The following is a 24349-nucleotide window of genomic DNA, read 5'->3' as shown; positions in this document are numbered from 1 at the left end:
GGCGTCAACCCCAAACGGGTACGACGGTGGGTGCCACGCGCCGGGGAAGACGGACGGTGGTTAGATTCGCTCGGGGGATCGGCTGCCTGCAGGCTTGTCCGGAGGGAGGAGGACCGATGGAGCTGTCGCTGACGACCCGTACCGTCGGCGAGCACACGGTGCTCGACGTCGGCGGTGAGGTGGACGTCTACACCGCACCACGGCTGCGGGAGCGGCTCGTCGAGTTGGTCGACGGGGGTGCCCGCAATGTGGTGGTGGACCTGGCGAAGGTCGACTTCCTCGACTCGACGGGCCTCGGTGTGCTGGTCGGCGCGCTCAAGCGCCTCCGCGCGGCCGGGGGCACCTTCGGGCTGGTCTGCGCCAAGGAGCCGCTGTTGAAGATCTTCCGGATCACCGCTCTGGACCAGGTCTTCCCGATCTACCCCTCCGTCGAGGCCGCGACCTCAGAACGCTCCGACAACCCTCCGACGGCGTGATGGCAACAGTACGGCTGTCGTTCTCGCCCGCCCCCGTGCACGTGCGCACGGCCCGGCTGGTCGGCGTGGCGGTGGCCCGGCGCGCGGGGGTCGCCGAGGACCTGCTCGACGAGGTGCGGCTGGCCATCGGTGAGGCCTGCACCCGGGCGGTGGCCCTGCACAACCAGTACGACATCCCTGACCTGGTCATGGTCGAGATGTCCGACTCGGACTCCTACACGGTCCGGGTCATCGACCGCGCGCCCATCGAGGCGAGCATCGGCCTGACCAAGCTGCCGCCGGACGAGCTGGCCGACGAGTCGCTGACCGACGAGGCGCTCACGACGGGCGTGGGCTTCGCCCTGCTCGCCGGTTTCGTCGACGACCTGCAGGTGCGCCCGGTGGACGAGGGCATCGGCACCGAGGTCCGCATGGTCTGGCCGGTGGCCAGGAGGTAAGCCGCCCGGAACGCGAAGACGGTCGCCGGGAGGTAAGACGCCCGCAGCCCGAAGCAACACCGCGAGCAACGCCCTGCCCGAAAGTGGCAGGGCGTTGCCGTTTGGCGCATCGGGGCCACCGCTCGGCGCACGGCCCGGGAAAAGCCAGGTAGCGGCCGGGAGAGTAGGGCCTTCCACCGTGCTGGGACAACGGCTAACACAGCGATGGATCTCACTGGAATGCACCCTCGTCCGGATGTGACCATCAACACGTTAGCCGTTACAGTGCGCTGGTAGTCAGTCACTGCTCCCCGGGTTCCGCAGCCGCGTGACCCGGATTCGTCGTCCCCTCGTCCGGGGGGAAGCGCCGGCAGACTCGTCCGCTGTCCGGCGTCAGTCGGTGTAGCGGGAGGACATTGATGTCCGGAACCTCCACAACTACCTACCTCGCGGCCGAGTCCGGCGCTGTCGACCTGGGCGGAGGGAACCTCGTCTTCGTCGTCGTCGCCGTGGTCTTCGCCCTGGTCGCGCTCGGGTTCGCCGCCATGTTCGTGCAGTCGGTGCTGAAGACGGCCCGCGGCACCCAGTCCATGCAGGAAATCGCCGGCGCCGTGCAGGAAGGCGCGTCGGCGTACCTGTTGCGGCAGTTCCGCACCCTGGCGATCTTCGTCGTGATCGCGGTCGTGCTGCTGTTCCTGCTGCCGGTGCACGACACCGGCGGCAACGAGACCTGGGTCAAGATCGGCCGATCACTCTTCTTCGTCGTCGGCGCGGCCTTCAGCTCGGTGATCGGCGGGGCGGGCATGGCGCTGGCCACCCGGGCCAACTTGCGCGTCGCGGCGGCCGCGGGGGAGTCCGGCGGCCGGGAGAAGGCCATGGGCATCGCCTTCCGGACCGGCGGCGTGGTCGGCTTCATGACCGTGGGCTTGGGCCTGCTCGGCGCCGCGCTGGTCGTGTGGATCTTCCGGGAAGACGCGCCGACCGTGCTGGAGGGCTTCGGTTTCGGTGCCGCGCTGCTCGCCATGTTCATGCGGGTCGGCGGCGGCATCTTCACCAAGGCCGCCGACGTCGGCGCCGACCTGGTGGGCAAGGTGGAGCAGGGCATCCCCGAGGACGACCCGCGCAACGCGGCGACGATCGCGGACAACGTGGGCGACAACGTCGGTGACTGCGCCGGCATGGCCGCGGACCTCTTCGAGTCGTACGCCGTGACGCTGGTCGCCGCGCTCATCCTGGGCCAGGCGGCGTTCGGCACCGACGGCCTGATCTTCCCGTTGATCATCTCGACGGTCGGCGTGGTCATCGCCATCGTCGGCGTCTTCATCACGCGGCTGCGGGCCTCGGACCGCAACGGGCTGACCGCCATCAACCGGGCGTTCTACATCTCGGCGCTGCTGTCGGCGATCATCGTGGCGGTCGTCAGCTTCACGTACCTGCCGAGCTCGTTCGCCGGGTTCGGTGAGGAGCTGGCGGCCGGCGTGGCCGAAAGTGGTCGCAACCCGCAGTGGGTCGCGATCGGCGCGGTCGTGATCGGCATCGTGCTGGCGGCGGCGATCCAGGCGCTCACCGGCTACTTCACCGAGGTGCAGCGGCGCCCGGTCCAGGACATCGGCAAGTCGTCGCAGACCGGCCCGGCGACGGTGGTGCTCGCGGGCATCAGCGTCGGGCTCGAGTCGGCCGTCTACTCCGCGCTGCTGATCGGCGCGGGCGTGTACGGAGCGTTCCTGCTCGGCGGCTCCTCCATCACGCTGTCACTCTTCGCGGTCGCCCTCGCCGGCACCGGCCTGCTCACCACGGTCGGCGTCATCGTGGCGATGGACACCTTCGGCCCGATCTCCGACAACGCGCAGGGCATCGCCGAGATGTCCGGCGACGTGGACGAGCGCGGCGCGCAGATCCTCACCGAGCTGGACGCGGTCGGCAACACCACGAAGGCGATCACCAAGGGCATCGCGATCGCCACGGCGGTGCTGGCCGCCACGGCGCTCTTCGGGTCGTACACGAACACGCTCTCGGACTCGCTGGCCGACGCCGGCATCTCCGCCGACCGCATCGGCAGCGAGATCCTGGGCCTGCTCAACATCGCCAACCCGCGCAACCTGGTGGGCCTGCTGATCGGCGCGGCCGTCGTCTTCCTCTTCTCCGGGCTGGCCATCAACGCGGTCTCCCGCTCGGCCGGCGCGGTCGTGATGGAGGTGCGGCGCCAGTTCCGCGACTTCCCGGGGATCATGGACCGCACCCAGCGTCCCGAGTACGGCCGGGTCGTCGACATCTGCACCCGCGACGCCCAGCGGGAGCTGCTCACCCCGGGCCTGCTCGCGATCCTGGCGCCCATCGCGGTCGGCTTCGGGCTGGGCGCCGGCGCGCTGGCGTCCTACCTGGCCGGGGCCATCGGGGCGGGCACGCTGATGGCGGTCTTCCTGGCCAACTCGGGCGGGGCCTGGGACAACGCCAAGAAGCTGGTCGAGGACGGTGCCTTCGGGGGCAAGGGCTCCGACGCGCACGCCGCGACGGTGATCGGCGACACGGTCGGCGACCCGTTCAAGGACACGGCGGGCCCGGCGATCAACCCGCTGATCAAGGTGATGAACCTGGTCTCGCTGCTGATCGCCCCGGCCGTCGTGGCGTGGAGCATCGGCGACGACCAGAACAACGCCCTGCGGATCAGCATCGCCGTGGTGGCCGTACTGATCATTGTGTCGGCCGTGGTCTGGAGCAAGCGCAAGCCGATCTCCATGGGTGACGAGACGCCCACCACACCCTCCTCCTCCGAGCGGGTGAGTGCCTGATCGGACAGAGTCGTGGGGGGTGCCCGGCGCTCGCCGGGTGCCCTCCACGGTGCGTTACCCGTACGCTGCAAACCATGCGCTCGGCCCGCTCCTTGTCTTTCCTCCTCGTCATCTCGTTCGTCGTGACGCTGGGTGCCTGTTCGGGCAGTCCGACCCCGCAGGCGTGGGCGGCCACGGTCTGCAAAGTGCTCGCCCCCTGGCGCACCGAGATCGGCGATCTCGCGACCAGGACGCAGCAGCAGATGACCGCCGAGACGACGCCCGCTCAGGCCAAGGAGAACCTGATGCGGCTCTTCGGCGGGGCGGAGACCGCGAGCGAGAAGGCGCGCGCCGGCGTGCAGGAGGCCGGCGTGCCCGACGTGGACGAGGGCCGGCAGGTGGCGGAGAGCTTCACCACGTCGCTGAGCGCCATGCGCGACGCCTACGGCAAGGCCCGGACCGGCGTGCAGGGGCTCTCGACCGCCGAGTCGAAGGACTTCTACACCAAGGTCGGTTCGGTCGTCGACACGCTGAACACCGAGTACCAGGCGAGCGAGCTGGACACCAGCAACCTGTCGTCGGTGGAGCTCAAGCAGGCGTTCGACGAAGCCCCGGAGTGCCGCTGACCATGACCGAGCCCGGGTGGCCGCTGATTCCGCGCGAGGTGCTACCCGCGCCGGTCGAGCGCGTCACGCCGCCCCGCCGCCGCGTGCCGCCCGGCGCCCCGGCCGGCAAGCAGCTGTCGGTCTTCGGGGTGGAGGCGATCGACCCCTCGCTGGCTGATCTCGCCGGCTTGCTGTCCGGCCCCGGGATCCTCGGGACCATGGGGGGTACGGCCCGGGTGTCCGTACGCGTCGACGCCGCCTGGCGCGTGCACGTCCTCGTCGAGGAGCTGGTCGGGCGCGGTCTCGTGGTCAACTGGCAGCCGGTCGCCGAGCACCCGGAAGAGGAAGCCGTGGCGGAACTCACGTCGGTGCCGGTGGAACACGAGGACGACGAGACTCCCGTCACTGTGCCGGAGGCTGACCAGCCCGGGGGAGAAGAGGTGCCGTCGCCGGTCGTCGGGTTCGAGGTGCGGACGGCGTACAGCAGCAGGTTGAACGGCCTGGCCCACGCCTGGCCGCCGCCGCCCGGCAAGCTCTTCCTCAACGGCCCGCGATTGCGGCTGTGGGCCGCGGCGGCCGGTGCGCCCCGCCCCCAGGGCTACGCCCTCGGTCTGAATCCCGACGGCTCCCTTGACAAGGCCGTCGATGCGGCGCTGACCAAGGTCGGCCTGGCCGGGACGATCCAGGCCGGTCCGGCGTACGTGATCGCAGGTCGCAGACGTCTCGCCCGCCTCGCTGAGCTGGTCGGGGACCGGCCGGAGGCGGCGCCCGCGCGGCTGTGGCCGGGCGGCGCAGCGGCGTGATCTTCCGTGATTGTGTGCGGCACGACGCCGTGTTCCCGGTGTACGGTGTCGCCAGTCGGACGCGTGCGGTGGCCGGGCCGTTACCATCCGACTTCTGCCTGCCCGGGGAATGGGAGCTTGTCCGGCGCGTTACGTTGAACGTCCGTGCACCCGTCCTGCGGGTCGCCGAGTGAGCCGAAGTTTGGGAGTGCCGTGCCGAGCAATGCCAGGACGACCCGTCTGGTCATCGTCGAGTCCCCGTCGAAGGCCAAGACGATCGCCGGCTACCTGGGCCCCGACTATTTCGTCGAGGCCTCCATCGGCCATGTCCGCGACCTGCCGAAGAACGCCGACGAGGTCCCCGAGAAGTACAAGGGCGAGTCCTGGGCGCGGCTCGGCGTCGACGTCGACAACGGCTTCCACCCGCTCTACGTGATCTCCTCGGACCGCAAGCAGCAGATCGCCAAGCTCAAGAAGCTCGCCCGCGAGGTCGACGAGATCTTCCTGGCCACGGATGAGGACCGCGAGGGCGAGGCCATCGCCTGGCACCTGGTCGAGACGATCCAGCCCAAGGTCCCGTTCAAGCGGATGGTCTTCCACGAGATCACCCGCAAGGCCATCCAGGCCGCGGTGGCCAACCCCCGCGACATCGACAAGAACCTGGTGGACGCGCAGGAGGCCCGGCGCATTCTCGACCGCCTCTACGGGTACGAGGTCAGCCCCGTCCTGTGGAAAAAGGTCATGCCCCGGCTGTCCGCCGGCCGCGTCCAGTCCGTCGCCACGCGCATCGTCGTCGAGCGTGAGCGCCAGCGCATGGCGTTCCGCTCGGCTGAATACTGGGACATCAACGCCCAGCTCGCCGTGCTGGAGAAGGTCGAGGGCGCCCGGCGCTTCGGGGCCACCCTGATCGCGCTCAACGGCGACCGCATCGCCACGGGCAAGGACTTCGAGGCCACCACCGGCAAGCTCAAGCCCGGCGCCGCGGTCGTGCAGCTCGACGAGGCCGGCGCCCGGGGGCTCGCGGCGCGCCTTGAGGGGCAGCCGTTCAAGGTCACGCGGGTCGAGGAGAAGCCGTACCGCCGCAAGCCGTACGCGCCGTTCATCACCTCGACGCTGCAGCAGGAGGCGGCGCGCAAGCTGCGCATGTCGTCGGCGCAGACCATGCGGACGGCCCAGCGGCTGTACGAGAACGGCTACATCACCTACATGCGTACGGACTCGGTGAACCTCTCCGAGACCGCCATCGCGGCCGCGCGGCGGCAGATCGTCGAGCTCTACGGCGAGCGCAACGTCCCGTCCGAGCCCCGGCGCTACTCCGGCAAGGTCAAGAACGCCCAGGAGGCGCACGAGGCGATCCGGCCCGCCGGGGACACCTTCCGGGCGCCGGGTGAGCTGGCCAACGAGATCTCTGGTGACGAGTTCCGGCTCTACGAGCTGATCTGGCGGCGCACGGTCGCCTCGCAGATGATCGACGCGGTCGGCAACTCGGTCTCCGTACGCATCCGGGCGGTCTCCTCGGCCAACGAGGAAGCCGACTTCGGCGCGACCGGCAAGACGATCACCGAGCCCGGCTTCCTGCGCGCCTACGTCGAGTCGTCGGACGACGAGAACGCCGACGCCGAGGACGCCGAGCGCCGGCTGCCCACCCTGGTCAAGGACCAGCCGCTGACCGCCGAGGAGCTGACGGCGGCCGGGCACCACACGAGCCCGCCCGCCCGCTACACCGAGGCGTCGCTGGTCAAGGCGCTGGAGGAGCTGGGCATCGGGCGCCCGTCCACGTACGCGTCGATCATGCAGACGATCCAGGACCGCGGCTATGTCGAGAAGCGCGGCCAGGCGCTGATCCCCACGTTCATCGCGTTCGCCGTGATCAACCTCATGGAGCAGCACTACCCGCGCCTGGTCGACTACAACTTCACCGCGGCCATGGAAAACGACCTCGACGGCATCGCCGGGGGCGACCACGCGTCGCAGGACTTCCTCACGTCGTTCTACTTCGGCAGCCAGACGGCCGGGGCGGACGACGCCATCGCGAAGGCGGGCGGTCTGCGCAAGCTGGTCACCGAGAACCTCGGTGCCATCGACGCGCGCTCCATCAATTCGATCCCCCTCTTCGACGACGAGGAAGGCAAGCACGTCGTCGTCCGCGTCGGGCGTTACGGCCCCTACCTGCAGAAGCAGGCGCCGGACGAGACCGAGGAGCCGGCCAGCGACCGGGTCTCCATCCCCGAGGGCATCGCCCCGGACGAGCTGACCCCCGAGAAGGTCGCCGAGCTGTTCCTCGGTGGCGGCGGCGAGAAGACTCTCGGTAACCACCCGGCCAGCGGCGAGCCCGTCGTGCTCAAGTCCGGCCGTTACGGTCCGTACGTGTCGAGCGGCGAGCTGACGGCCTCGCTCTTCCGCTCGCAGTCGCCCGAGACGCTCACCCTCGACCAGGCGCTCCAGCTCCTGACGCTGCCCCGGGTGGTCGGCAAGGACCCCGAGGGCAACGAGATCGTCGCCAAGAACGGGCGCTACGGCCCGTACGTGCAGCGCGACAAGGACTCCCGCTCGCTGGCCTCCGAGGACCAGCTCTTCACGGTCACCCTGGACGAGGCGCTCGCCCTGCTCAACGCCCCGAAGCAGCGGGGCCAGCGCGGCGCCCCCAAGCCGCCGCTGCGCGAGATGGGCCCCGACCCGAAGACCGAGAAGCCCATGGTCATCAAGGAGGGCCGCTTCGGCCCCTACGTGACCGACGGCGAGTTCAACGCGTCGCTGCGCCGCGGGCAGACGCCCGAGGAGCTGACCGTCGAGCAGGCCTCCGAGATGCTGGAGGAGAAGCGCGCGAAGGGCCCGGCGCCGAAGAAGAAGGCGGCCGCCAAGAAGGCTCCGGCCAAGAAGGCCGCCGACGCCAAGCCTGTGAAGAAAACCGCAGCCAAGAAGGCCACCGCCGCGAAGAAAGCCGCACCGGCGAAGAAGGCTGCTCCGAAGAAAGCCACCGCTGCCGCCGCCGACTGACGGCCTGTGGATAACTCTGTGGACAACCGGGTCTAGCTGCCCAGCACCTGCTCCAGGTAGGGGTTGGCGAAGACCCGGTTGGGGTCCAGGCGGTCGCGGACGGCCAGGAAGTCGTCGAATTTCGGGTACGCCCGGCGCAGCGACTCCGCGTCGCGGTAGTGCAGCTTGCCCCAGTGCGGCCGGCCGCCCAGGGGCTCGCAGACCGCTTCGAAGGCGCGGAAGTAGGGCTCGTACGGGCTGCCCGTGAACTGGTGAACCGCGATGTAGGCCGAGTCGCGCCCGTAGCCGTGGGAGAGCCAGACGTCGTCGGGGCCGGTGAAGCGGACCTCGACCGGGAACTGCACCTTGAACGGGAGCCGGTCGATGATCACCGGCAGGGCGGCGAGCGCCTCCGCGACGTGTTCGCGCGGGATTTCGTACTCCATCTCGGTGAACCGCACCCGCCGGGACGTGCAGAAGACCCGGTCCGACCGCTCGGTGTAGGTCCTGGCGGTCAGGGCGCGGGCGGCGACGGCGCTGATCGACGGCACCATGGCGGGGATCTTCTGACCAATCTTGCACGCGCCCTGCCAGACGGTGTTGGAGAGGAACTCCTCGTCCAGCCAGCGGCGGGAGGCGGCTAGCGGGCGGTCCGAGACGTCGACCTTGTTGTTGCGCTTGAGCTGCGCCCGATCCGTGTACGGATACCAGTAGAACTCGAAGTGATCATTGGCGGCGATGCCCTCGTCGAGCCCGGCGAGCACCTCGGAGAGCAGCATCGGGCGCTCGTCGGCCAGCAGCACGAAGGCCGGCACGCAGCGAAGAGTCACCTCGACGAGGATGCCGAGGGCGCCGAGTCCGAGACGGGCGGCCGGGAAAAGCTCCGACGACGAGTCAATGTGCAGAACCTCACCGGACCCGGTGACCAGGGTCACCGCCTCGACGCAGGAGGCGAGCGTGGAGTGCGTGGCGCCGCAGCCGTGCGTACCCGTGGAGATGGCGCCGGCGACGGTCTGCTGGTCGATATCGCCCAGATTGGGCATGGCCAGCCCGTGCTCGGCCAGCCGCCGATTCAGCTCATAGATCGGCATACCGGCCTGAACCGTGACGAGATCGCCCTCCACCGACACCAGCCCGTTGAGCCGGTGCAGGAGCATGCGCTGGTCGTCCGCGACGGCGATGGCGGTGAACGAATGTCCGCTTCCGACCACCTTGACCCGGCGCCCGGCCGCGCCCGCCGCCTTGACCTGTGCGGCGACCTCGGTCACCGTGGCCGGGATGAGAACGTCGGTCGCCAGGGACTCCTGGTTGAGTCCCCAGTTGCGCCAGCGGCGCGCCGCGGCGGGGGGTGCGAAGTCAGTGGTCATTTCTGCCTTGTCCTCCCGCGGAGCGCACAGTCGCACAAAACCGGGAATGCGCGCCGTCCGCGGCGTCCCGTCGATGCTTCTCGCTCGTTGATCCGAGTAACGTTCCGATTATCACTGCTGAGAGGGAGTGGCGACGCGTGTCGACACCAACCGTCACCACCGGTCCGCTGCGGCGGGTTCCGGTGCAGGGCAGAAGCGTTGCCCGGGTCCAGCGCATGCTCGACGCCTGTGCCGAGCTGGTGGACGAGGTCGGGTACGAGGGCCTGACCACCACCCTGCTGGCCGAGCGGGCCGAGGTAGCCATCGGCTCCGTGTACCAGTTCTTCCCGGACAAGCGGGCCATCGTGCAGGCGCTCGCGATGCGCAACATGGACGCGTACCTGCAGAGCCTGTCCGCGCGCTTCGCCAACGAGACGTTCGCCCACTGGTGGGACGGCGTCGACGCGGCGATCGACGCCTACATTCACATGCACCGCAGCGTGCCGGGCTTCCGCACGCTGCACTTCGGCGACGTCGTCGACCTGCACCTGCTCGACGCCGAGCGGGACAACAACGCGGTCATCGGCGAGCGGCTGGCCGAGCTGCTGGTCGAGCAGTTCCAGCTGGCGGAGCCCGAGCGGCTGCGCTTCGCGCTGCTGATCGCGGTCGAGTCGGCGGACGCGCTGATCAAGCTCGCGTTCCGCCGCGACGTGACGGGCGACGAGGCCGTGCTGACCGAGGCGAAGGCGCTGATCCGCGAATATCTGCACCGGCACGTACCGGCGTGACGCTCTCTCAACCGAGGAACGCATACCCCTCTCCGCGGTAGGTCGGGGTCGGCGTCGCGGTGTCGCCGTCGACGAGGTGCACCTCGTTGACGTGCTCGCACAGCTCGCCGGCCTTGGCGTGACGGAACCACACCCGGTCGCCCGGGCGCAGGTGTTCGGCCGCCGGGCCGATCAGCGGGGTCTGCACCTCGCCGGCGCCCTCGTCGGTCTTGTACTTGAGGCCCTCGGGCAGCCAGGGCATCGGCTGCCGGGACGGGCCGGTCTGCCCGGACGCGATCCAGCCGCCGCCCAGCACCGTGGCGATGCCCGGCGCGGGCCGGCGGACCACCGACAGGCCGAAGAACGCCGCGGGAGTGGGCCGCCACGCCCGGTAGGCGTCGAAGAGCGTCGGCCCGAACAGCCCGGACCCGGCCGCGACCTCGGTGACGGACTCGTCCGCCGCCGTCGCCGCGACACTGCCGGTGCCGCCGCCGTTCACGAACTCGAGCTCGGCGTGCTCGCGGACCGCGCGGACCGCGGCCGACCGGCGCTCGAGCAGCTCCGGGTATGACAAGCGCTGCATCTGGCGAATCACCCGGCCGCGCAACGCCTGGCCCGGGGGCAGGTCGCCGACCCCGGCGATGTGCGCCTCGTAGGCCATCATCCCGACCAGCGTGAAGCCCGGCCGCGCGACCAGCTGCCGGGCGATCTTCCCGGCCTGCCCGGCGGTGTGGACGGGCGACCGCCGCACGCCCACGTGCACCGGCCCCACGGGTCGCCAGGACGCGTCCAGCTCCAGGCAGATGCGCAGCTCGGGGCGGTGCTGCGGGGCGATGACGGAGTCGATGAAGTCGAGGTGCTCGACGCTGTCGACCATCACCGTCACGGCGGCGGCCAGGGCGGGGTCGGCGGCCAGCTCGGCGAGGGCGGTGCGGTCGGCGGTCGGATAGCCGACCAGGACGTCGTCGCTCACGCCCTGCCGGACGAGCCAGATGGCCTCGGGCAGCGTGTAGGCCATGACCCCGGCCCACCCGTCGCGGCGCACCACGCGTTCCAGGAGGGCCCGGACGCGTACGGACTTGCTGGCCACCCGGATCGGCTTGCCGGCCGCGCGGGCCGTCAGCGCCGCGGCATTGGCGTCGAACGCGGTCAGGTCGACCACCGCCACCGGGCTCTCGAGCTTGTCGGTGGCACGGTCAAGGCGCTGGCGCAGTGCCACACGTTCGGCGATCACGACTGCAACCTATCGGCATATCGACAAAGACGAAACACCTTCATCTTGGGGACCACCCGATCGTGCGCGACCCGGCCTGCTGCGCTGGCCCGTTAGAGTGCTTCGGGCAGCGACAACGCGCATCGGAGGTACGGTCATCGACACCGAGACGAGCTCGGCGCGGCAGGACGCCGGGCCGGTGGACCTTTCGGGGATCGCGGCCCTGCGGGCAGTGCTGCGCATCCGGCCCTTCCGGCGGCTGTGGCTGGTGCTCAGCGCCGCGTCGTTCGGTGACTGGATTGGCACCCTGGCCACCGCGCTCTTCGCGTCGCAGCAGGTGAGCGGCAGCGTCGCCCAGGGCAGCGCGTTCAGCAGCACGATCGCCATCCGGTTGCTGCCGGGCCTGCTGCTCGGCCCCGTCGCGGGCGTGATGGCGGACCGCTGGGACCGCCGCTACACCATGGTCATCTGCGACATCCTGCGCTTCCTCGTGTACGGGTCCATCCCGCTCGTCGCCCTGATCAGCGACTCCGGCGGCCTCACCGTCACGTGGGCGGTCATCGCCACGTTCCTGGGCGAGACGATCACGATGATGTGGATCCCCGCCAAGGAAGCGGCGGTGCCCAACCTCATCCCGCGGGGCCGGCTCGAGGCCTCCAACCAGCTCAGCCTGATTTCCACGTACGGCATCACGCCCATCCTGGCGGCGCTGGTGCTCGCCGCCCTCGACGGCGTCGTCCGCGGCCCGATCGGCGGCCTGCCCGACTGGGCCGAGCCCGTCCAGCTGGCCCTCTGGATCAACGCCCTGTCCCGGGCCGCCACGGCCGCCGTCGTCTTCTTCGGGATCAAGGAGATCAGCGAGGGCAGCCGGGAACGCAAGGAACGCAACGCCGAGCAGAGCATCTGGAAGCAGTTCCGCGAAGGATGGCAGTACATCGGCCGCACCCCCTTCGTCCGCGGCCTGGTCCTCGGCATCTTCGGCGCCTTCGCCGGCGCGGGCGTGGTCATCGGCACGGCGCGCTTCTTCACCAGCTCGCTCGGCGCCGGTGACGCCGCCTTCTACCTGCTCTTCGGCACCCTCTTCATCGGTCTCGCGATCGGCATCGGCCTCGGGCCCACGATCGTCAAGGAGCTGTCGCGCCGCCGCTGGTTCGGCATCAGCCTCGTCCTCGCGAGCGGCGCCGTCGCCTTCCTCTCCGTCGCCTTCCACCTCTCGATGGCCCTCTTCGGCGCGGTCTTCGTCGGCATGGGCGCGGGCATGGCGTTCCTCGCCGGCGTCACGCTGCTCGGCGGCCAGGTCGACGACGAGGTCCGCGGCCGCGTCTTCGCCGTCGTCCAGATCGGCGCCCGCCTCGTCCTGCTCGCCGCCATCTCGATCGCCGGCGTCCTGACCGGTCTCGGTGGCTCCCGCCGCATCGGCTCCGGCGCGCTCTCCTTCGACCTCTCCTCCACGCGCGTCCTCCTGCTCGTCGCCGGGGCCGTCGGCATCTGGTCGGGCATCGTCGCCTTCCGGCAGATGGATGACAAAAAGGGCGTACCGGTCCTCGCCGACCTGTGGGGTGCGGTCCGAGGCCGGCCGCTGTCGGCCGCCGAGCCCTTCACCCGTACGGGCATCTTCGTCGTCTTCGAGGGCGGCGAGGGCGCCGGGAAGTCGACCCAGGTCACCCGCCTCTCCGAAAGCCTGATCGCCGCGGGCAACGACGTCGTCGTCACGCGTGAACCGGGAGCCACCGACGTCGGCGCCCGCATCCGCAGCCTGGTCCTCTCCCACTCCACCGACGGCGCCCCCTCGCCCCGAGCCGAAGCCCTCCTCTACGCCGCCGACCGCGCTCACCATGTCGCCACCGTCGTCCGCCCCGCCCTGGCCCGGGGCGCCGTCGTCATCAGCGACCGATACGTGGACTCCTCCCTGGCGTACCAGGGCGCCGGCCGCACCCTCCCGGTCCAGGAGATCTCGTGGCTGTCGTCGTGGGCGACCGGCGGCCTGAAGCCCGACCTGGTCGTCCTGCTCGACGTCGACCCGACCGTGGGCCTGAGCCGCGTCGACGACCGCGGCGAAGGCCAGGACCGCCTGGAAAGCGAGTCCCGGTCGTTCCACGAACGCGTGCGGTACGCCTTCCTCGACCTCGCCTCCGCCGACCCGAAGCGGTACCTGGTCCTCGACGCGGCCCGGCCCATGGGCGAGATCGCCGACGTGGTGGCCGCCCGGGTGAACGGCCTCCTGACCGCCGGCGACGACAGCCACCCGGCGCCGGCCTCGACCGACCTCCCGCCGGGCCCGGACCTGAACGCCCCCGACCTCACGGCGCCCGCCGGTGCTGCGCCGGATCTCTCGGCGACCGCGGCGCCCGCGGGTGCTTCGCCGGACGAGACGGTGGTGGTGCGGGCCGGTCGAGGTCCCGATGAGACCGCAGTGATCCTGCCGGCGGTGAAGAAGCCCCGGTCGACTCCGCCCGCCGCGCCTGACGCCACCATCGCGCTCCCAGCTCAGCCCCCGTCCGAGGCCGCGGCTCCCACCACGACGGCGAAGCTGCCGCCTTCGCCTGACCCCACGATGGCGCTGCCGCCAGATGATCCGACCGCCGCCGGCTCCCCGCCGCGCTCGCCCGACGCCACGGCGAAGCTGCCGGAGCCTGTCGACGCGACCATCGCCCTGCCTCGGACCGACGCCACGCAGGTGATCCCGGCCACGCCGGCCGAGGCGGATCGGGACGCGGCGGACCGGCCGAGCACGCACCCCGGCGAGGCGACCGAGACCGAGACGCCGCTCGAGGTGCTGGAAGACCTGACAGGCAACCGGTCCCGGGCCGCTGAGGACGACGAGTCCGCCGGCGAGGGCCCGGTGGGCGGGCGCCGGTGAGCGAGCGAGAATTGACGTCATGAGTGTCTTCGCCGAGCTGGTCGGGCAGGCCGAGGCCGTCGCGACGCTGAGCCGGGCCGCCGCGGCCGCCGCCCGCATCGTGGCCGGTGACACCGCCGGCAACGGGGCGATGACGCACGCGTGGATCTTCACGGGCCCGCCCGGCTCCGGCCGCTCGGTGGCAGCTCGCTCCTTCGCCGCCGCCCTCCAGTGCGAGCGCGACGGCACGGGTTGCGGCGAGTGCCACGGCTGCCGCACGGCCCTCGGCGGCACCCATGCCGATGTGCGCTTCGTCGTGCCGGAGGGCTTGTCCATCAGTGTCAGCGAGATGCGAGCCCTGGTGTTGCGGGCCGCCAGCGCTCCCTCCGGCGGCCGCTGGCAGGCCGTCGTGATCGAGGACGCCGACCGGCTCACCGAGGCGGCCGGCAATGCCCTCCTCAAGGCGATCGAGGAGCCCCCGCCCCGCACGGTCTTCCTGCTCTGCACCCCGTCGACGCATCCCGACGACATCTCGGTGACCATCCGCTCGCGCTGCCGGGTCGTGGCGCTGCGCCAGCCCCCGGCCGATGCCGTCGCCGAAGTGCTCGTCCGGCGCGACGGCGTCGCCCCCGATCTGGCCGCCTGGGCCGCCGCGGCCGCCCAGGGTCACGTCGGCCGGGCGAAACGGCTCGCCAACGACCCCGACGCCCGCGCCCGTCGCGAAGCCGTCCTCACCGTCCCGCGCCGGCTCACGGGTGTGGGCGCCTGCTTCGACGCCGCCTCCGCCCTCATCGAAGCCGCCGAGGCCGAGGCCGCCGCCGCGTCGGCCGACACGGTCACCTCCGAGCGGGCAGCCCTCGAGCAGGCCCTCGGCGCCGGTGGCACCGGCCGGGGCGCCGCCGGAGCGATGCGTGGCGCCGCCGGCCAGCTCAAGGAGCTCGAGAAGCGGCAGAAGTCCCGCCTCACCCGGGCCCAACGCGACGCCCTCGACCGGGCCCTCGTCGACCTCGCCGCCTTCTATCGCGACGTCCTGGTCACCTCGCTGCGCGCCCCGGTGGGTGTCGTCCACACCGACACCGCCACCCAGAGCTCGGCCGCCGCCGAGAAGTGGACCCCGGAGAGCACGCTCCGCCGCCTCGAAGCAGTGCTCGCCTGCCGCGAGGCCATCGACCAGAACGTCAAGCCCAAGATCGCCGTGGAAGCCATGATGCTGAGCCTCTGGCGCGGTTGATTGCACGATCCACCTCCTTACGCATGGGGTACGTCCAGGTGGCGCAAACCCTAGCCCCGCCAGAGGTTGCGGCAGCGAGTTATCCACAGGCGACGGTTATCCACAGGCTGTGTCCACTTGGGATGCGCGGCGACTGTCGGACCGAGTAGCGTCGCCTGCGTAACGCAACAGCTGCGGCACGCTACGTAAGGAGTCCGCGCATGCCCCGTGAGATAGACGAGGCGTGGATCGACGAGGCGATCGAGCGGCACCAACGGCTCGATGCCCTGCGGGCTGAATACGAACGGGTGGTCGCGGCCCATGTCGTGTCGGTGCAGTCGCCGGACGGCTCGATCGAGCTGCTGGTCAGTGCGACCGGCACCATCACCGAGGTGCGCATCCGGGGCTCGCTGCACAACCGGACGGGCCCGGACTTGGCGAGGGAGGTGCAGGCAGTGGTCACCAACGCGGCACAAGCGGCGGAGTGGGCGCGGCGAAAACTGCACGACGAGGTCTTCAACGGCTTCCGGGTGCTCGGAGAGCAGTGATGCTGGAAGAGATCCTGGACAAGCTGGAGCATGCCGTCGGCGAGCTGGAGACGACCGAGCGAGACCTCCCGGCGTACGAGATGACACGCGCGTCTTTCGGCCCGGCCGACTCGCCCTCCGGGGTGGGCGACGGCCTTCCGGGGCGAGTGGCCCGGGAGATGCGCGACCACTTCGCCGCCGCCTTGGCCGCCCGCGCGTTCGAAGCAGCCGACGCCGCGACCCGCCTGCGCAACCTCGCCGCCGACGTACGCGTCACCGACGAGGAATACGCGGCGACCGACGCGACCGTGGCCCACCGCTTCCAGCGAGGCTTCTGATGGACAGCCTCGACCGGCTCCTACCCCTGACCGACGCCCTGCTGCGCCGCGTCGACGCGATGCTCGAATGGGGCGGCGCGCCGGCCGGACACGAGGTGTGGCACCAGATCCGACGCGTCCGGCTGCTGCCCGGCGATGCGGTGCAGACGGTCGCGGCCCTCCGCCCGGCCGAGCTGCACGAGGCGGCCCGGCGGCTCCGGCGCGAGTCCCACGCCTACGCGGGCATCGCCGCCTCCCTGCCCGGCCCGGGCCCCTGGTCCGGCCCGGCCGCCGACGCCTACGACCGCACCCGCCAACGCCTGGCCAAACACATCAGCGGCACCGACCGGAGTCTCGACGAGCGCCTCGCCGCCTCCGCCACCCTCGCCGAGCGCCTGGCCGAATGGATGTCCACCACCCGAAGCGCCACCGCCGCGGCCCTCGTCGAGATCCTGACCTCCATCGAGTCGGTCCGGCTCTCCGGCGAGGAGCCCGACCCGCACTCCCTGCCCGACACCATGGCGGCCGCCGAGGCGGCGACGGTGGTGCTCCGAGCCGTCGCGGACGCCTACGACGCCGGCCAGGACCTGCTGTTCGAGACAAGCAAGCTGAAGCAGCCGCTCACCCTCTGACCCGAAACGATCTCCGACTCGGTAACGCGCGTCGGCGTCAGCGCCGTTTGCCGGACATGCCGAAGTGACCGCCGACACTTTGATCCGAAACGCGCCTCGAATGCGCTGTGGAGCTGGGGCTTGATCGGCACGCTCGGTCGGCCACGGCGCCGCTTGACGAGCGAGGTGAAGTGACCGTCGGCGGGCGTCGGCTGCGGCGCCGCTTGACGGACACGGTGACGTGACCGTCGGCGGGCGTTGGCTGCGGCGCCGATCCGGGTCTTGGAGAGGCGCCGCAGCTGGGTGGTCAGGGGCGGGAGCGGCGGCGGGTGGTGGCGACGACTGCTGCCACGCCGGCGATGAGCAGGCCCAGGCCGGTGAAGGCGACGACGGTCACCTTCGGGCCGGTGATGGGCAGGGTCGCGGCGCCGCCGGCCATGCCTGCTGTGCCGCCGGAGATTCCGCCGGGTGCGGTGCCGGTGGCGGCGCTCGCGGGTTCGGGGGAGACGGCGGCGGCTTCGAGGACGCCGAGGTCGAAGCTGACGGTACGGGACTTGGCGTAGCCGGGCTTGGTGCGGTTGCCGCCCGTACCCTGGGCGATGCGCACCGAAAGTGCCGCCGCCCGCGCCGCGATGGCGTGGTTGTTGGTGGCCTGGCGAACTTCGCCGAGCGAGACGGTGACCTTCGTCTCAGCCGCCGAGCCACCGTTGGCGTCCGAGCTGTCAGCCCCCGAGCCGTCGCCGGCCCCCGAATCGTCGCCGGCCCCCGAGTCATCGCCGGAGTTCGATTCACGTCCGGCGTCCGAGTCGGCGCCGTCGCCGGAGTTCGAGCCGTCGTGACCAGCGCCATTGTCAAGGTCGTCGGCCGGCGCGGTCTCCGGCTCGCTCACCTCGGGTACGCCCGGGACCTCGGGCAACGGCGTGTTCTTCCCGCCGCCCAGCAGCCCGCCGATGATCGGCAACCGCCCGAGCAGCCCCAGCGGCGAACCGTCGGACGAGCCACGGACCGCCCCCGCGCCAGAGTCGTCGGACGAGCCACCGGTCGGCCCGTCGCCGGAGTCGTCGGCGCGCTGCGACGCTCGCTGCTTCGTACTCTCCTCGGCCTTGTCCGTCTCTTGATCCTCGGCGGGGGAGTTCCCCGAGTGCGCGGACACGGGCGCCTTGACGGTGACTTCCACCTCGTCGCCGGCCTCGTTCAGGCGGGCGCGGCGCACGCCCTCCCCGGTCACCTCCACAACGGCCGGGACGTAGCGCACCTCCCCGCCGTCCTTCGTGGACATCCGCGCTTCGAGGTGCGGCGCCTTCTTGACCCTGATGCGGACCGCCCCGTCGAGCAGCTCGAGATCGCCGCCGGTCAAGGTGGCGCCCGCCACGGTGGTCGCGGCCGAGCCGTTTCGCTCCAGCGCCGTCGTGCTCACGCTTTCCACCTTCGCCGGTACGGCCGCCAGCTGCTCGTCCCCGTCGGAGAGGGCTGCCGTACCGAGTCGTGCCGTGGCGCGAGTCACCTCCCCGTACTTCACGCCGCAGGCCATGCCGTCCACCCAGCGCGCGTGGGTGCTCAGCTTCCCGTCGCCGAGGCTGAGCGGCCCGATGTCCGCCGGACGGGTCGGCAGCTTCGCGGCGGTCTTGTTCGTCGGCGGCGCCTGCTGGGTGAGCAGGTGCGTCACCGACTCGTGCGTGGCGTCGTCCTTGGCGTCGAGCATGCGCGCCACGGCGGCCGAACTCACCGGCGCCTGCGCCACCATCGCGGACTTGGCGTCGCCGAGGTGCACCGCCGGTCCGGTCTTCTCCTCGGTGCGCTTGCCGTCGAGGTCGAGCTCGGTGATTCGCATGATCTGACTGCCGGACTGCGCCGAGTACCGCTGGGTGCCCTCGCACAACGCCGGCGCGGCGTGAGCAGGCATCGGCAGCAGCAGAGCACTGATCGCCCCGAAGGCACCGGCAGCCACCAAACCCCGCCGCACCCGCGTCCCCGGCCGCCCGCCGACCAGGCCATTCACGCGGGTCCCAGGCAGGCTGCCGACCAGGCCATTTGCGCTGGTCACCGATCGGCCGCCGAGCAGTGCCGGCACGGCGAGGGCGCGTCCGCGGGCGAATTCGACGATCGCCGGCGTACGAGCAGAATGCGCCCGATCATCCCGATGTGTCGGAACGCCGGTCGCACCGACAGTTCGACCATGATCATTTCGTGCGGGCCCGACGGGCGTCATGAAAATGTCCTCCCCCAAGGAAAGCCGCCGCGTGGGCGGCGTCTACGGGACTGCCCAACGAGGTTCGATGCGGGGGGTTGCGGGGGTCTATGTAGTTCTGGACCATTTCGCACGCACGGTACGTCGCCGTAGGGTGGATGCATGGGCATGCTGTGCGCGGTCAGTTTCAACCGGTACGGCCGCCTCTACTACCTCGACCCGGGCGAGTTCTCGCCGCAGGTGGGCGACCGTGTGCTGGTCCCCACCGACGACGGGCCCGAGGTGGCGGAGTGCGTCTGGGCGGCGCAATGGGTCAGCGAGGATACGGACGGCTTCCCCAAGGTGGCCGGGCTCGCCGACGACCAGGACCTCCGCCGCGACGACCTGCTCAGAAAACGCAAGGCCGAGGCGAAGGTCGCGGCCAAGAAGCTGATCAAGGCCCACGAGCTGCCGATGAAGGTCGTCGCCGTCGACCACGTGCTCGACCAGGCGGGGTCGGGCGGCCCCCGCACCACGATCTACTTCACGGCGCCGCACCGGGTCGACTTCCGCTCTTTGGTACGTGACCTCGGCGCCACCCTGCACTGCCGGGTCGAGCTCCGCCAGCTCTCGGCCCGCGACTCCGCCCGGGTCCAGGGCGGCATCGGCTCCTGCGGCCGTGACCTGTGCTGTGCGACCTTCCTCACGGACTTCGAGCCGGTCACCATCCGCATGGCCAAGGACCAGGATCTTCCCCTCAACCCCCTTCGCATCTCGGGCGCCTGCGGCCGCCTCATGTGCTGCCTCAAGTACGAACACCCGCTGTACCAGAAGTTCCAGGCCACGGCGCCGGCCGTCGGCTCGCGCGTCTCCACCCCCGAGGGCGACGGGCGGGTCGTCGCTCACAGCGTCCCGAAGGACTCGGTCGTGGTCCGCATGGACGCCGACGGCTCCCGCTGCTCCTGCAGCCGAGCCTCGGTGTGCGGCCCGCGCCAGGCCCACGACGAAACCTACGGCTGACCCGCGCCGTCGTCGCCGGCCCGGAGCACGCCGCGTCCTGGCGGAGCGGGCTGCGTCGTGGCGGAGCGCGCTGGATTGCTGCAGGGCGCGCTGAGTCGTGGCGCGGCGCGCCGGATCGTGACGGGCGAGCGGGGTCGCGGCGGGGCGTCAGGTCGTGGCGGGCTCGCTCGGGGCGGGCAGCGGCGACTCGGGCGTGGTCGGGCCGTCGACGGTGATGGGCGGCTCGATGAGATGAGTGGTGAGGGGCTCGGCGGGGCGGAGCCAGGAGTCGTGCGGCGCGCCCTCGGGCGTGGCGGTCCACTTGCGGCAGACGCGGTTGACGCCGATGGCGTACACGGTGAGGGTGCCGTCCGGGGTGATGTGCAGGCGCAGGAAGCTCTTGGCGTCCTCGATGCTCTGCCCCGCGAACAGCTCGTTGGTGTTGACGTCGAAGAAGCGGCCGGCGATCAGCAGATAGAGCGCCAGGAGCTGCGTGGCCACCAGGGCGCTCACGGGGCCGTAGACGACCGCGGCAACCACGAACGGGCCCGGCCAGGACCAGTCGTGGAACGGCAGGTGCAGCCAGAGCCACGTTCCTCCGGCGGCGAGCGCGATGTGGGCGAAGCCGTGCAGCAGACCCAGGATCCAGTGGCGGGCGTGATGGGGCTCGGCGGCGTCCGGCGGCTGGGCGAACAGCACCGTGCCGGTGATGATCAGGGCCAGCATGATGAGCAGCGGGATGCTGAAGAGGCGCCGGAAGATGTCGCCCTCGCCGGCCGCGCCCGCCATGGCGAGCATGGTGAGGGTGTGGATGATGCCGAGCATCGTGGCGAAGCCGGGGTTGCGGATCGGCGCATTGCGGAAGACTCCCCAGCTCAGCCGGCGTGACTCGGCCTTGCTCGGGAACGTCTCGACCAAGTCGTAGTCGCGGCTGCGGCTGGCACTGCGCGTGAGCGTCTCGCGGGGCGGCACGGTCAGTGTCTGTGGCAGGTCGTGCGTCGCCACGAGGTAGGCACCGCCGCCTCCGCACGTGATCAGCTCGCGGTCGGGGCCGGAGTAGCGGGCATAGTGGTGCAGGTCTCCGGAGAGCAGGAGCCGCACCTCGGCCCCGGTCGGCGCGAGGATCGTGCGCAGGAAGTAGTCGACGGCGTCGTACGCCTCCGGTTTCTGCGCCGCCTTCACCCAGGTCGGCGACGGGGTCATGAGGATCACGCGATCCTCCTGGCCCAGCTGCCGCGCGACGTCGGCGAAATAGAGCAGCTGCGGATCGTCGATGTAGGCGCCGAACTGCTCGTCGATCGCGAACAGCCACCACTTCGACGGCAGCCGCACCGCGAAGTAGGAGCGGCGCTGACCGGTGCGCCAGCCGCCGATGTGCCCGTCGCGGCGGCGCGCGAACAAGCGCAGGAAAGCCGTGAGCCCGTCATACCAGTCGTGGTTGCCCGGCAGCGCGTACAGCGTCGGTTGCGGCCCCTCGGCCGGCGCCTCCGGCAGCGCGGCCCGGTAGGGACCCTTCGTGCGATTCTCGTAGCCGTCGCCGCTCGCGACGGGATAGACCTGATCGCCGCCCATGAGCAGCATGCGGCCGCGGGGCAGGCGCTCGCCGCCGACCGCCAGCTCGGGCTGCGCCAGCAGATAGGCCACCGAATAGGTCGCGTCGAAACCGTCGCCGAGGTCGGCCACATAGTCGAACCACAGCTCACCGCCGTCGCCCGGCTCCTCGAAGGACTCGGCGGACAGCGCGTTCTGCAGCTCGCGCTTGTCGAGGAACGCGCCGAAGAGGATCGCCAGCAGCGTGCGCAACCCGGTGTTGAGCAGCAGCAACGGCGCGAGCCACCCGACCGGCCGCTGCGGCGTGAAACCGAGCTGCCGCGGGTCCATGCTCTCCGGTCGCCGGGCCCGCGACGGCTCACCCTCGGCGGACGGCTCCCGGGGGCGCGGCGGCGGCTGATGATCGGTCACGCAGAGCACCCTAGGGCACGTCTGGCGGATCACGACGGCCTACGGCGGGCCCAGCTTCCGCCTCGCTGCGCGGTGCGGGCGGCCCGATACAACCCCGGTATCGGACCACCCACCCCTCTTGCGACGCGAAACCTGGGCCTCGCCTCGGCGACGCCGTGATTCGCCAGACGCGCCCTAGCGCCGGGGTGCGACGAGAACCTTGTCGATCTTTCCGGCGCGGGCACCCCTCCGGCGGAAGCGGCGGCGGGTCATGCCGTACACTTGGTCACCGTTGCCGCCTTAGCTCAGTCGGCTAGAGCGACGCACTCGTAATGCGTAGGTCGTCGGTTCGATTCCGACAGGCGGCTCCACCTGGCAAAGGCCCGGTGACCTGGGAAAACTCCCATGGTCATCGGGCCTTTGTCGATCTGCGCCAAGGTCGTCGGCGCGCAGGGCGAAGAAGCGCAACGCTGTGTAGAGCGAGCCCAATCACGTGCTGTAGGGCGGCGAGCGCGCCGGCAGCACCGCGTACGCCGAACGAGCGACCCACCCAGCACACCGCCGCAAGGCCGCTCATCGACATCCGTGCAGCTCACGCCCGTACTCCTCAATCTTGCTTGTCGCTATCTGCCACATGGCACTTTGAGAAGTGGCGATCAGACTGGTGGCCGTGGTCTAGTGAGCTGACAGCAACACAGGGCGGATTTCGCAACAGGAGACGGCACCCGGCGGCAACCGGGTGCCGTTGTCGCCCGAGAGCACGACGGCACGACGACGCGAGGTGGGAATTCTCTCCGAGTCGCAACGGCGGCCCGCATCCTTCCTCGCCGGCCCGCACGGAAGGAGCTCGTACGGTGCGTACCTACTATCGTGGTCCCGACGCGATCGTCACCGGTCGCCATTTCGTCTGGCTGGCCGCTCCGACTCAGGTCTTCCACTTCGATGCGGTCCGGGAGGTTCGCGTGGTCCGGGGTGAGCCCGCGGCGCAGGCGATCGGCGCTCTGCTCGCCGGCACGGCCGGTCTCGTCACTCTTGCGGGTGTCGCCTACGCCTATGCGGGCCGTTCCGTCGGGCTCGCCGCGACCGCCGCGGCGGCACTCTTCTGGTTACTGGTTCTCACCACGGTGCGTCGCCGGGCCGCGCGCACGTGGAGCCTCGAGGCGGACTACGCGGGCACCTGGACCATCGTCTACTCCAGCGCCGACATCACCGCGTTCAACCAGGTCAAGCGGGCGGTGCGGCGCAACCTCGAGGACCGGGTCGCCGACCGGGACGGATACGGGCTGGCGGCGGCGTGACCGTCACGTCATGTGACTAGAAAGCAACAGATATCTTTTCCGAAACCATGGGTAGGCGCCTTCCCGGTCTGGTACTTGTCGGGTATAGAGTGACCCGCGACCTCGCAGGGTGCTTCATGGCACTTTGCGAGGTCGCATCCGGTGCACCGCCCACCTGACTTCGACGATGAAGGACTGATGGCTGAGGCTGCCACGCCCACTGTCGCGCGCCGACGCGTGCGAGTGGCGCTGCGTGAGGCGCGGGAGTCCGCCGGCCTCACCCAACAGCAGGTCGCCGACGAGATGGAGTGGTCGCTCAGCAAGGTGATCCGGATCGAGAACGGCGAGGTCACGATCGCGCCGAATGATCTCCGGCCGCTGCTGGGCTATCTGGGCGTCAGGGACAAGGCCGTGGTGAGCGCGTTGCTGATCGACGCGCGGATCGCCCGGACCCGGCAGCGCCAGGTCTGGTGGCAGTCGCCCGCCTTCCGCGAGGTGCTCAGCGAGTCGTTGCGCAAATTGATCGAATACGAGTCCGAGGCCAGCCGGATCCGCTATTGGTCGATCTATTTCATCCCGGGCACGCTGCAGATTCCCAGCTATGCCGACGCGCTCATGAAGCTGTACGGCGACGATTTCCCGGACGAGCTCGCCCGGTTGAAACTCGATGCCCGGCAACGGCGCCGGCAGGCACTTCTGAATCGCGGCGGGCTCGTTGAGTTGTTCGTGCTGTTGGACGAGTCGGTGCTGATGCGGCCGATCGGTGGGGCCGAGGTCTTCACCGAGCAGCTGCGTGAGATGCACCGTTTGGCGAGCGCGGGCCGGATCAATCTCCGGATGGTCCCCTATGTGCTGAACGCCCCGGTCACCAACAATGCGACCTTTGACCTGCTCTCGCTCGGTGAAAACGATTCCGAGGGCATGTTGCTGTATCACGAGAACGGTCTCACCGACGAGGCGATCGAAACCAAGTCGACGACCGAGCGGCATCGTGCCCGATTTGATCGGGTCTGGCACGAGGCACTGAGCGAAGCAGACACGATCGATTTCGTTCGCAAGCGCATAGACGAATTGGAAGCACAGGGCCCCCGGGCCACATATCTTCCCTGACC

The 24349-nt window shown here is 70.7% G+C and carries 18 protein-coding genes, 1 tRNA gene and 1 pseudogene; 16 read left to right on the top strand and 4 right to left on the bottom strand.

The annotated features are described in order from the left end of the window. Positions 1-116: 116 nt before the first annotated feature. The 6 genes from RAN62_RS27695 (at position 117) to topA (ending at position 8044) form a co-directional block, all read left to right on the top strand. A complete protein-coding gene (locus tag RAN62_RS27695; RefSeq protein ID WP_305787710.1) occupies positions 117-476 on the top strand; it encodes an STAS domain-containing protein in 360 nt (119 codons plus the stop codon). Next, positions 473-913, top strand: a complete 441-nt coding sequence (locus RAN62_RS27690) for an ATP-binding protein (protein WP_305787709.1) — start codon at positions 473-475, stop codon at positions 911-913. The genes RAN62_RS27695 and RAN62_RS27690 overlap by 4 nt, the downstream gene beginning before the upstream one ends. A gap of 398 nt (positions 914-1311) precedes the next feature. Next, positions 1312-3681 carry a sodium-translocating pyrophosphatase gene (locus RAN62_RS27685; protein WP_305787708.1) on the top strand — a complete coding sequence of 790 codons (2370 nt, stop codon included), beginning with the start codon at positions 1312-1314 and terminating at the stop codon, positions 3679-3681. Positions 3682-3755: 74 nt separating this feature from the next. Beyond that, positions 3756-4286 carry a hypothetical protein gene (locus RAN62_RS27680; protein WP_305787707.1) on the top strand — a complete coding sequence of 177 codons (531 nt, stop codon included), beginning with the start codon at positions 3756-3758 and terminating at the stop codon, positions 4284-4286. A gap of 2 nt (positions 4287-4288) precedes the next feature. Beyond that, entirely contained in the window at positions 4289-5068 is a 780-nt protein-coding gene (locus RAN62_RS27675) for a hypothetical protein (protein WP_305787706.1), read from the top strand. Between the two features lie 192 nt (positions 5069-5260). Next, positions 5261-8044, top strand: coding sequence for a type I DNA topoisomerase (gene topA, locus RAN62_RS27670; RefSeq protein ID WP_305787705.1), 2784 nt, complete (start codon positions 5261-5263; stop codon positions 8042-8044). Between the two features lie 32 nt (positions 8045-8076). Here topA and RAN62_RS27665 read toward each other — a convergent pair whose 3' ends face one another. Then, positions 8077-9390, bottom strand: coding sequence for a D-arabinono-1,4-lactone oxidase (locus tag RAN62_RS27665; protein ID WP_305787704.1), 1314 nt, complete (start codon positions 9388-9390; stop codon positions 8077-8079). 137 nt (positions 9391-9527) lie between these two features. Between RAN62_RS27665 and RAN62_RS27660 the strand changes: the two genes are divergently transcribed. Further along, positions 9528-10157 (top strand): TetR/AcrR family transcriptional regulator, encoded by a 630-nt coding sequence (locus RAN62_RS27660; RefSeq protein ID WP_305787703.1) that lies wholly within the window; start codon positions 9528-9530, stop codon positions 10155-10157. 7 nt (positions 10158-10164) lie between these two features. Here RAN62_RS27660 and RAN62_RS27655 read toward each other — a convergent pair whose 3' ends face one another. Then, positions 10165-11370, bottom strand: a complete 1206-nt coding sequence (locus RAN62_RS27655) for an amino acid deaminase/aldolase (RefSeq protein WP_305787702.1) — start codon at positions 11368-11370, stop codon at positions 10165-10167. 247 nt (positions 11371-11617) lie between these two features. Between RAN62_RS27655 and tmk the strand changes: the two are divergent. The 5 genes and pseudogenes from tmk to RAN62_RS27630 form a co-directional block, all read left to right on the top strand. Then, positions 11618-13726: pseudogene (tmk, locus tag RAN62_RS27650) on the top strand (dTMP kinase); the annotation flags it as partial. Positions 13727-14228: 502 nt separating this feature from the next. Next, positions 14229-15419, top strand: a complete 1191-nt coding sequence (locus tag RAN62_RS27645) for a DNA polymerase III subunit delta' (protein ID WP_305787701.1) — start codon at positions 14229-14231, stop codon at positions 15417-15419. Positions 15420-15619: 200 nt separating this feature from the next. Then, complete coding sequence (locus RAN62_RS27640; protein ID WP_305787700.1) at positions 15620-15946, top strand: YbaB/EbfC family DNA-binding protein; 327 nt, start codon at positions 15620-15622, stop codon at positions 15944-15946. Continuing rightward, complete coding sequence (locus RAN62_RS27635; protein WP_305787699.1) at positions 15946-16263, top strand: hypothetical protein; 318 nt, start codon at positions 15946-15948, stop codon at positions 16261-16263. Before RAN62_RS27640 ends, RAN62_RS27635 begins: the two co-directional genes overlap by 1 nt. Further along, entirely contained in the window at positions 16263-16874 is a 612-nt protein-coding gene (locus RAN62_RS27630; protein WP_305787698.1) for a hypothetical protein, read from the top strand. The genes RAN62_RS27635 and RAN62_RS27630 overlap by 1 nt, the downstream gene beginning before the upstream one ends. A gap of 286 nt (positions 16875-17160) precedes the next feature. Here RAN62_RS27630 and RAN62_RS27625 read toward each other — a convergent pair whose 3' ends face one another. Next, positions 17161-18801: an ICP22 family protein gene (locus RAN62_RS27625; RefSeq protein WP_305787697.1), complete on the bottom strand. Its 1641-nt coding sequence runs from the start codon at positions 18799-18801 to the stop codon at positions 17161-17163. Between the two features lie 402 nt (positions 18802-19203). Here RAN62_RS27625 and RAN62_RS27620 point away from each other — a divergent pair, with 402 nt between their 5' ends. Continuing rightward, entirely contained in the window at positions 19204-20040 is an 837-nt protein-coding gene (locus tag RAN62_RS27620; RefSeq protein ID WP_305787696.1) for a PSP1 domain-containing protein, read from the top strand. Positions 20041-20187: 147 nt separating this feature from the next. Here the strand turns inward: RAN62_RS27620 and RAN62_RS27615 are convergent, their stop codons facing one another. Beyond that, positions 20188-21981 (bottom strand): metallophosphoesterase, encoded by a 1794-nt coding sequence (locus RAN62_RS27615; RefSeq protein WP_438874557.1) that lies wholly within the window; start codon positions 21979-21981, stop codon positions 20188-20190. A gap of 273 nt (positions 21982-22254) precedes the next feature. On the opposite strand from RAN62_RS27615, the gene RAN62_RS27610 reads away from it, so the two are divergent. The 3 genes from RAN62_RS27610 (at position 22255) to RAN62_RS27600 (ending at position 24347) form a co-directional block, all read left to right on the top strand. Beyond that, a tRNA-Thr gene (locus RAN62_RS27610) sits at positions 22255-22331 on the top strand. 483 nt (positions 22332-22814) lie between these two features. Further along, on the top strand, positions 22815-23258 hold the full coding sequence (locus RAN62_RS27605; protein WP_305787695.1) for a DUF6232 family protein: 444 nt from the start codon (positions 22815-22817) through the stop codon (positions 23256-23258). A 177-nt stretch (positions 23259-23435) separates the two neighbouring features. Beyond that, positions 23436-24347, top strand: a complete 912-nt coding sequence (locus RAN62_RS27600; protein ID WP_305787694.1) for a helix-turn-helix domain-containing protein — start codon at positions 23436-23438, stop codon at positions 24345-24347. Positions 24348-24349 lie beyond the last annotated feature (2 nt).

The sequence above is a fragment of the Symbioplanes lichenis genome, from assembly GCF_030709675.1.
GTDB classification, from domain to species: domain Bacteria; phylum Actinomycetota; class Actinomycetes; order Mycobacteriales; family Micromonosporaceae; genus Actinoplanes; species Actinoplanes lichenis.
Note: the sequence above shows the minus strand (reverse complement) of the source record. Positions and strands in the feature narration are given on the sequence as shown.

Bases quoted from the DNA above. Each gene is read 5' to 3' on its own strand.
- RAN62_RS27680 (WP_305787707.1), top strand. From the start codon at position 3,756: ATGCGCTCGGCCCGCTCCTTGTCTTTCCTCCTCGTCATCTCGTTCGTC.
- RAN62_RS27600 (WP_305787694.1), top strand. From the start codon at position 23,436: ATGGCTGAGGCTGCCACGCCCACTGTCGCGCGCCGACGCGTGCGAGTG.
- RAN62_RS27685 (WP_305787708.1), top strand. From the start codon at position 1,312: ATGTCCGGAACCTCCACAACTACCTACCTCGCGGCCGAGTCCGGCGCT.
- RAN62_RS27645 (WP_305787701.1), top strand. From the start codon at position 14,229: ATGAGTGTCTTCGCCGAGCTGGTCGGGCAGGCCGAGGCCGTCGCGACG.
- RAN62_RS27675 (WP_305787706.1), top strand. From the start codon at position 4,289: ATGACCGAGCCCGGGTGGCCGCTGATTCCGCGCGAGGTGCTACCCGCG.
- RAN62_RS27665 (WP_305787704.1), bottom strand. From the start codon at position 9,390: ATGACCACTGACTTCGCACCCCCCGCCGCGGCGCGCCGCTGGCGCAAC.
- RAN62_RS27630 (WP_305787698.1), top strand. From the start codon at position 16,263: ATGGACAGCCTCGACCGGCTCCTACCCCTGACCGACGCCCTGCTGCGC.
- RAN62_RS27620 (WP_305787696.1), top strand. From the start codon at position 19,204: ATGGGCATGCTGTGCGCGGTCAGTTTCAACCGGTACGGCCGCCTCTAC.
- RAN62_RS27695 (WP_305787710.1), top strand. From the start codon at position 117: ATGGAGCTGTCGCTGACGACCCGTACCGTCGGCGAGCACACGGTGCTC.
- RAN62_RS27635 (WP_305787699.1), top strand. From the start codon at position 15,946: ATGCTGGAAGAGATCCTGGACAAGCTGGAGCATGCCGTCGGCGAGCTG.
- RAN62_RS27640 (WP_305787700.1), top strand. From the start codon at position 15,620: ATGCCCCGTGAGATAGACGAGGCGTGGATCGACGAGGCGATCGAGCGG.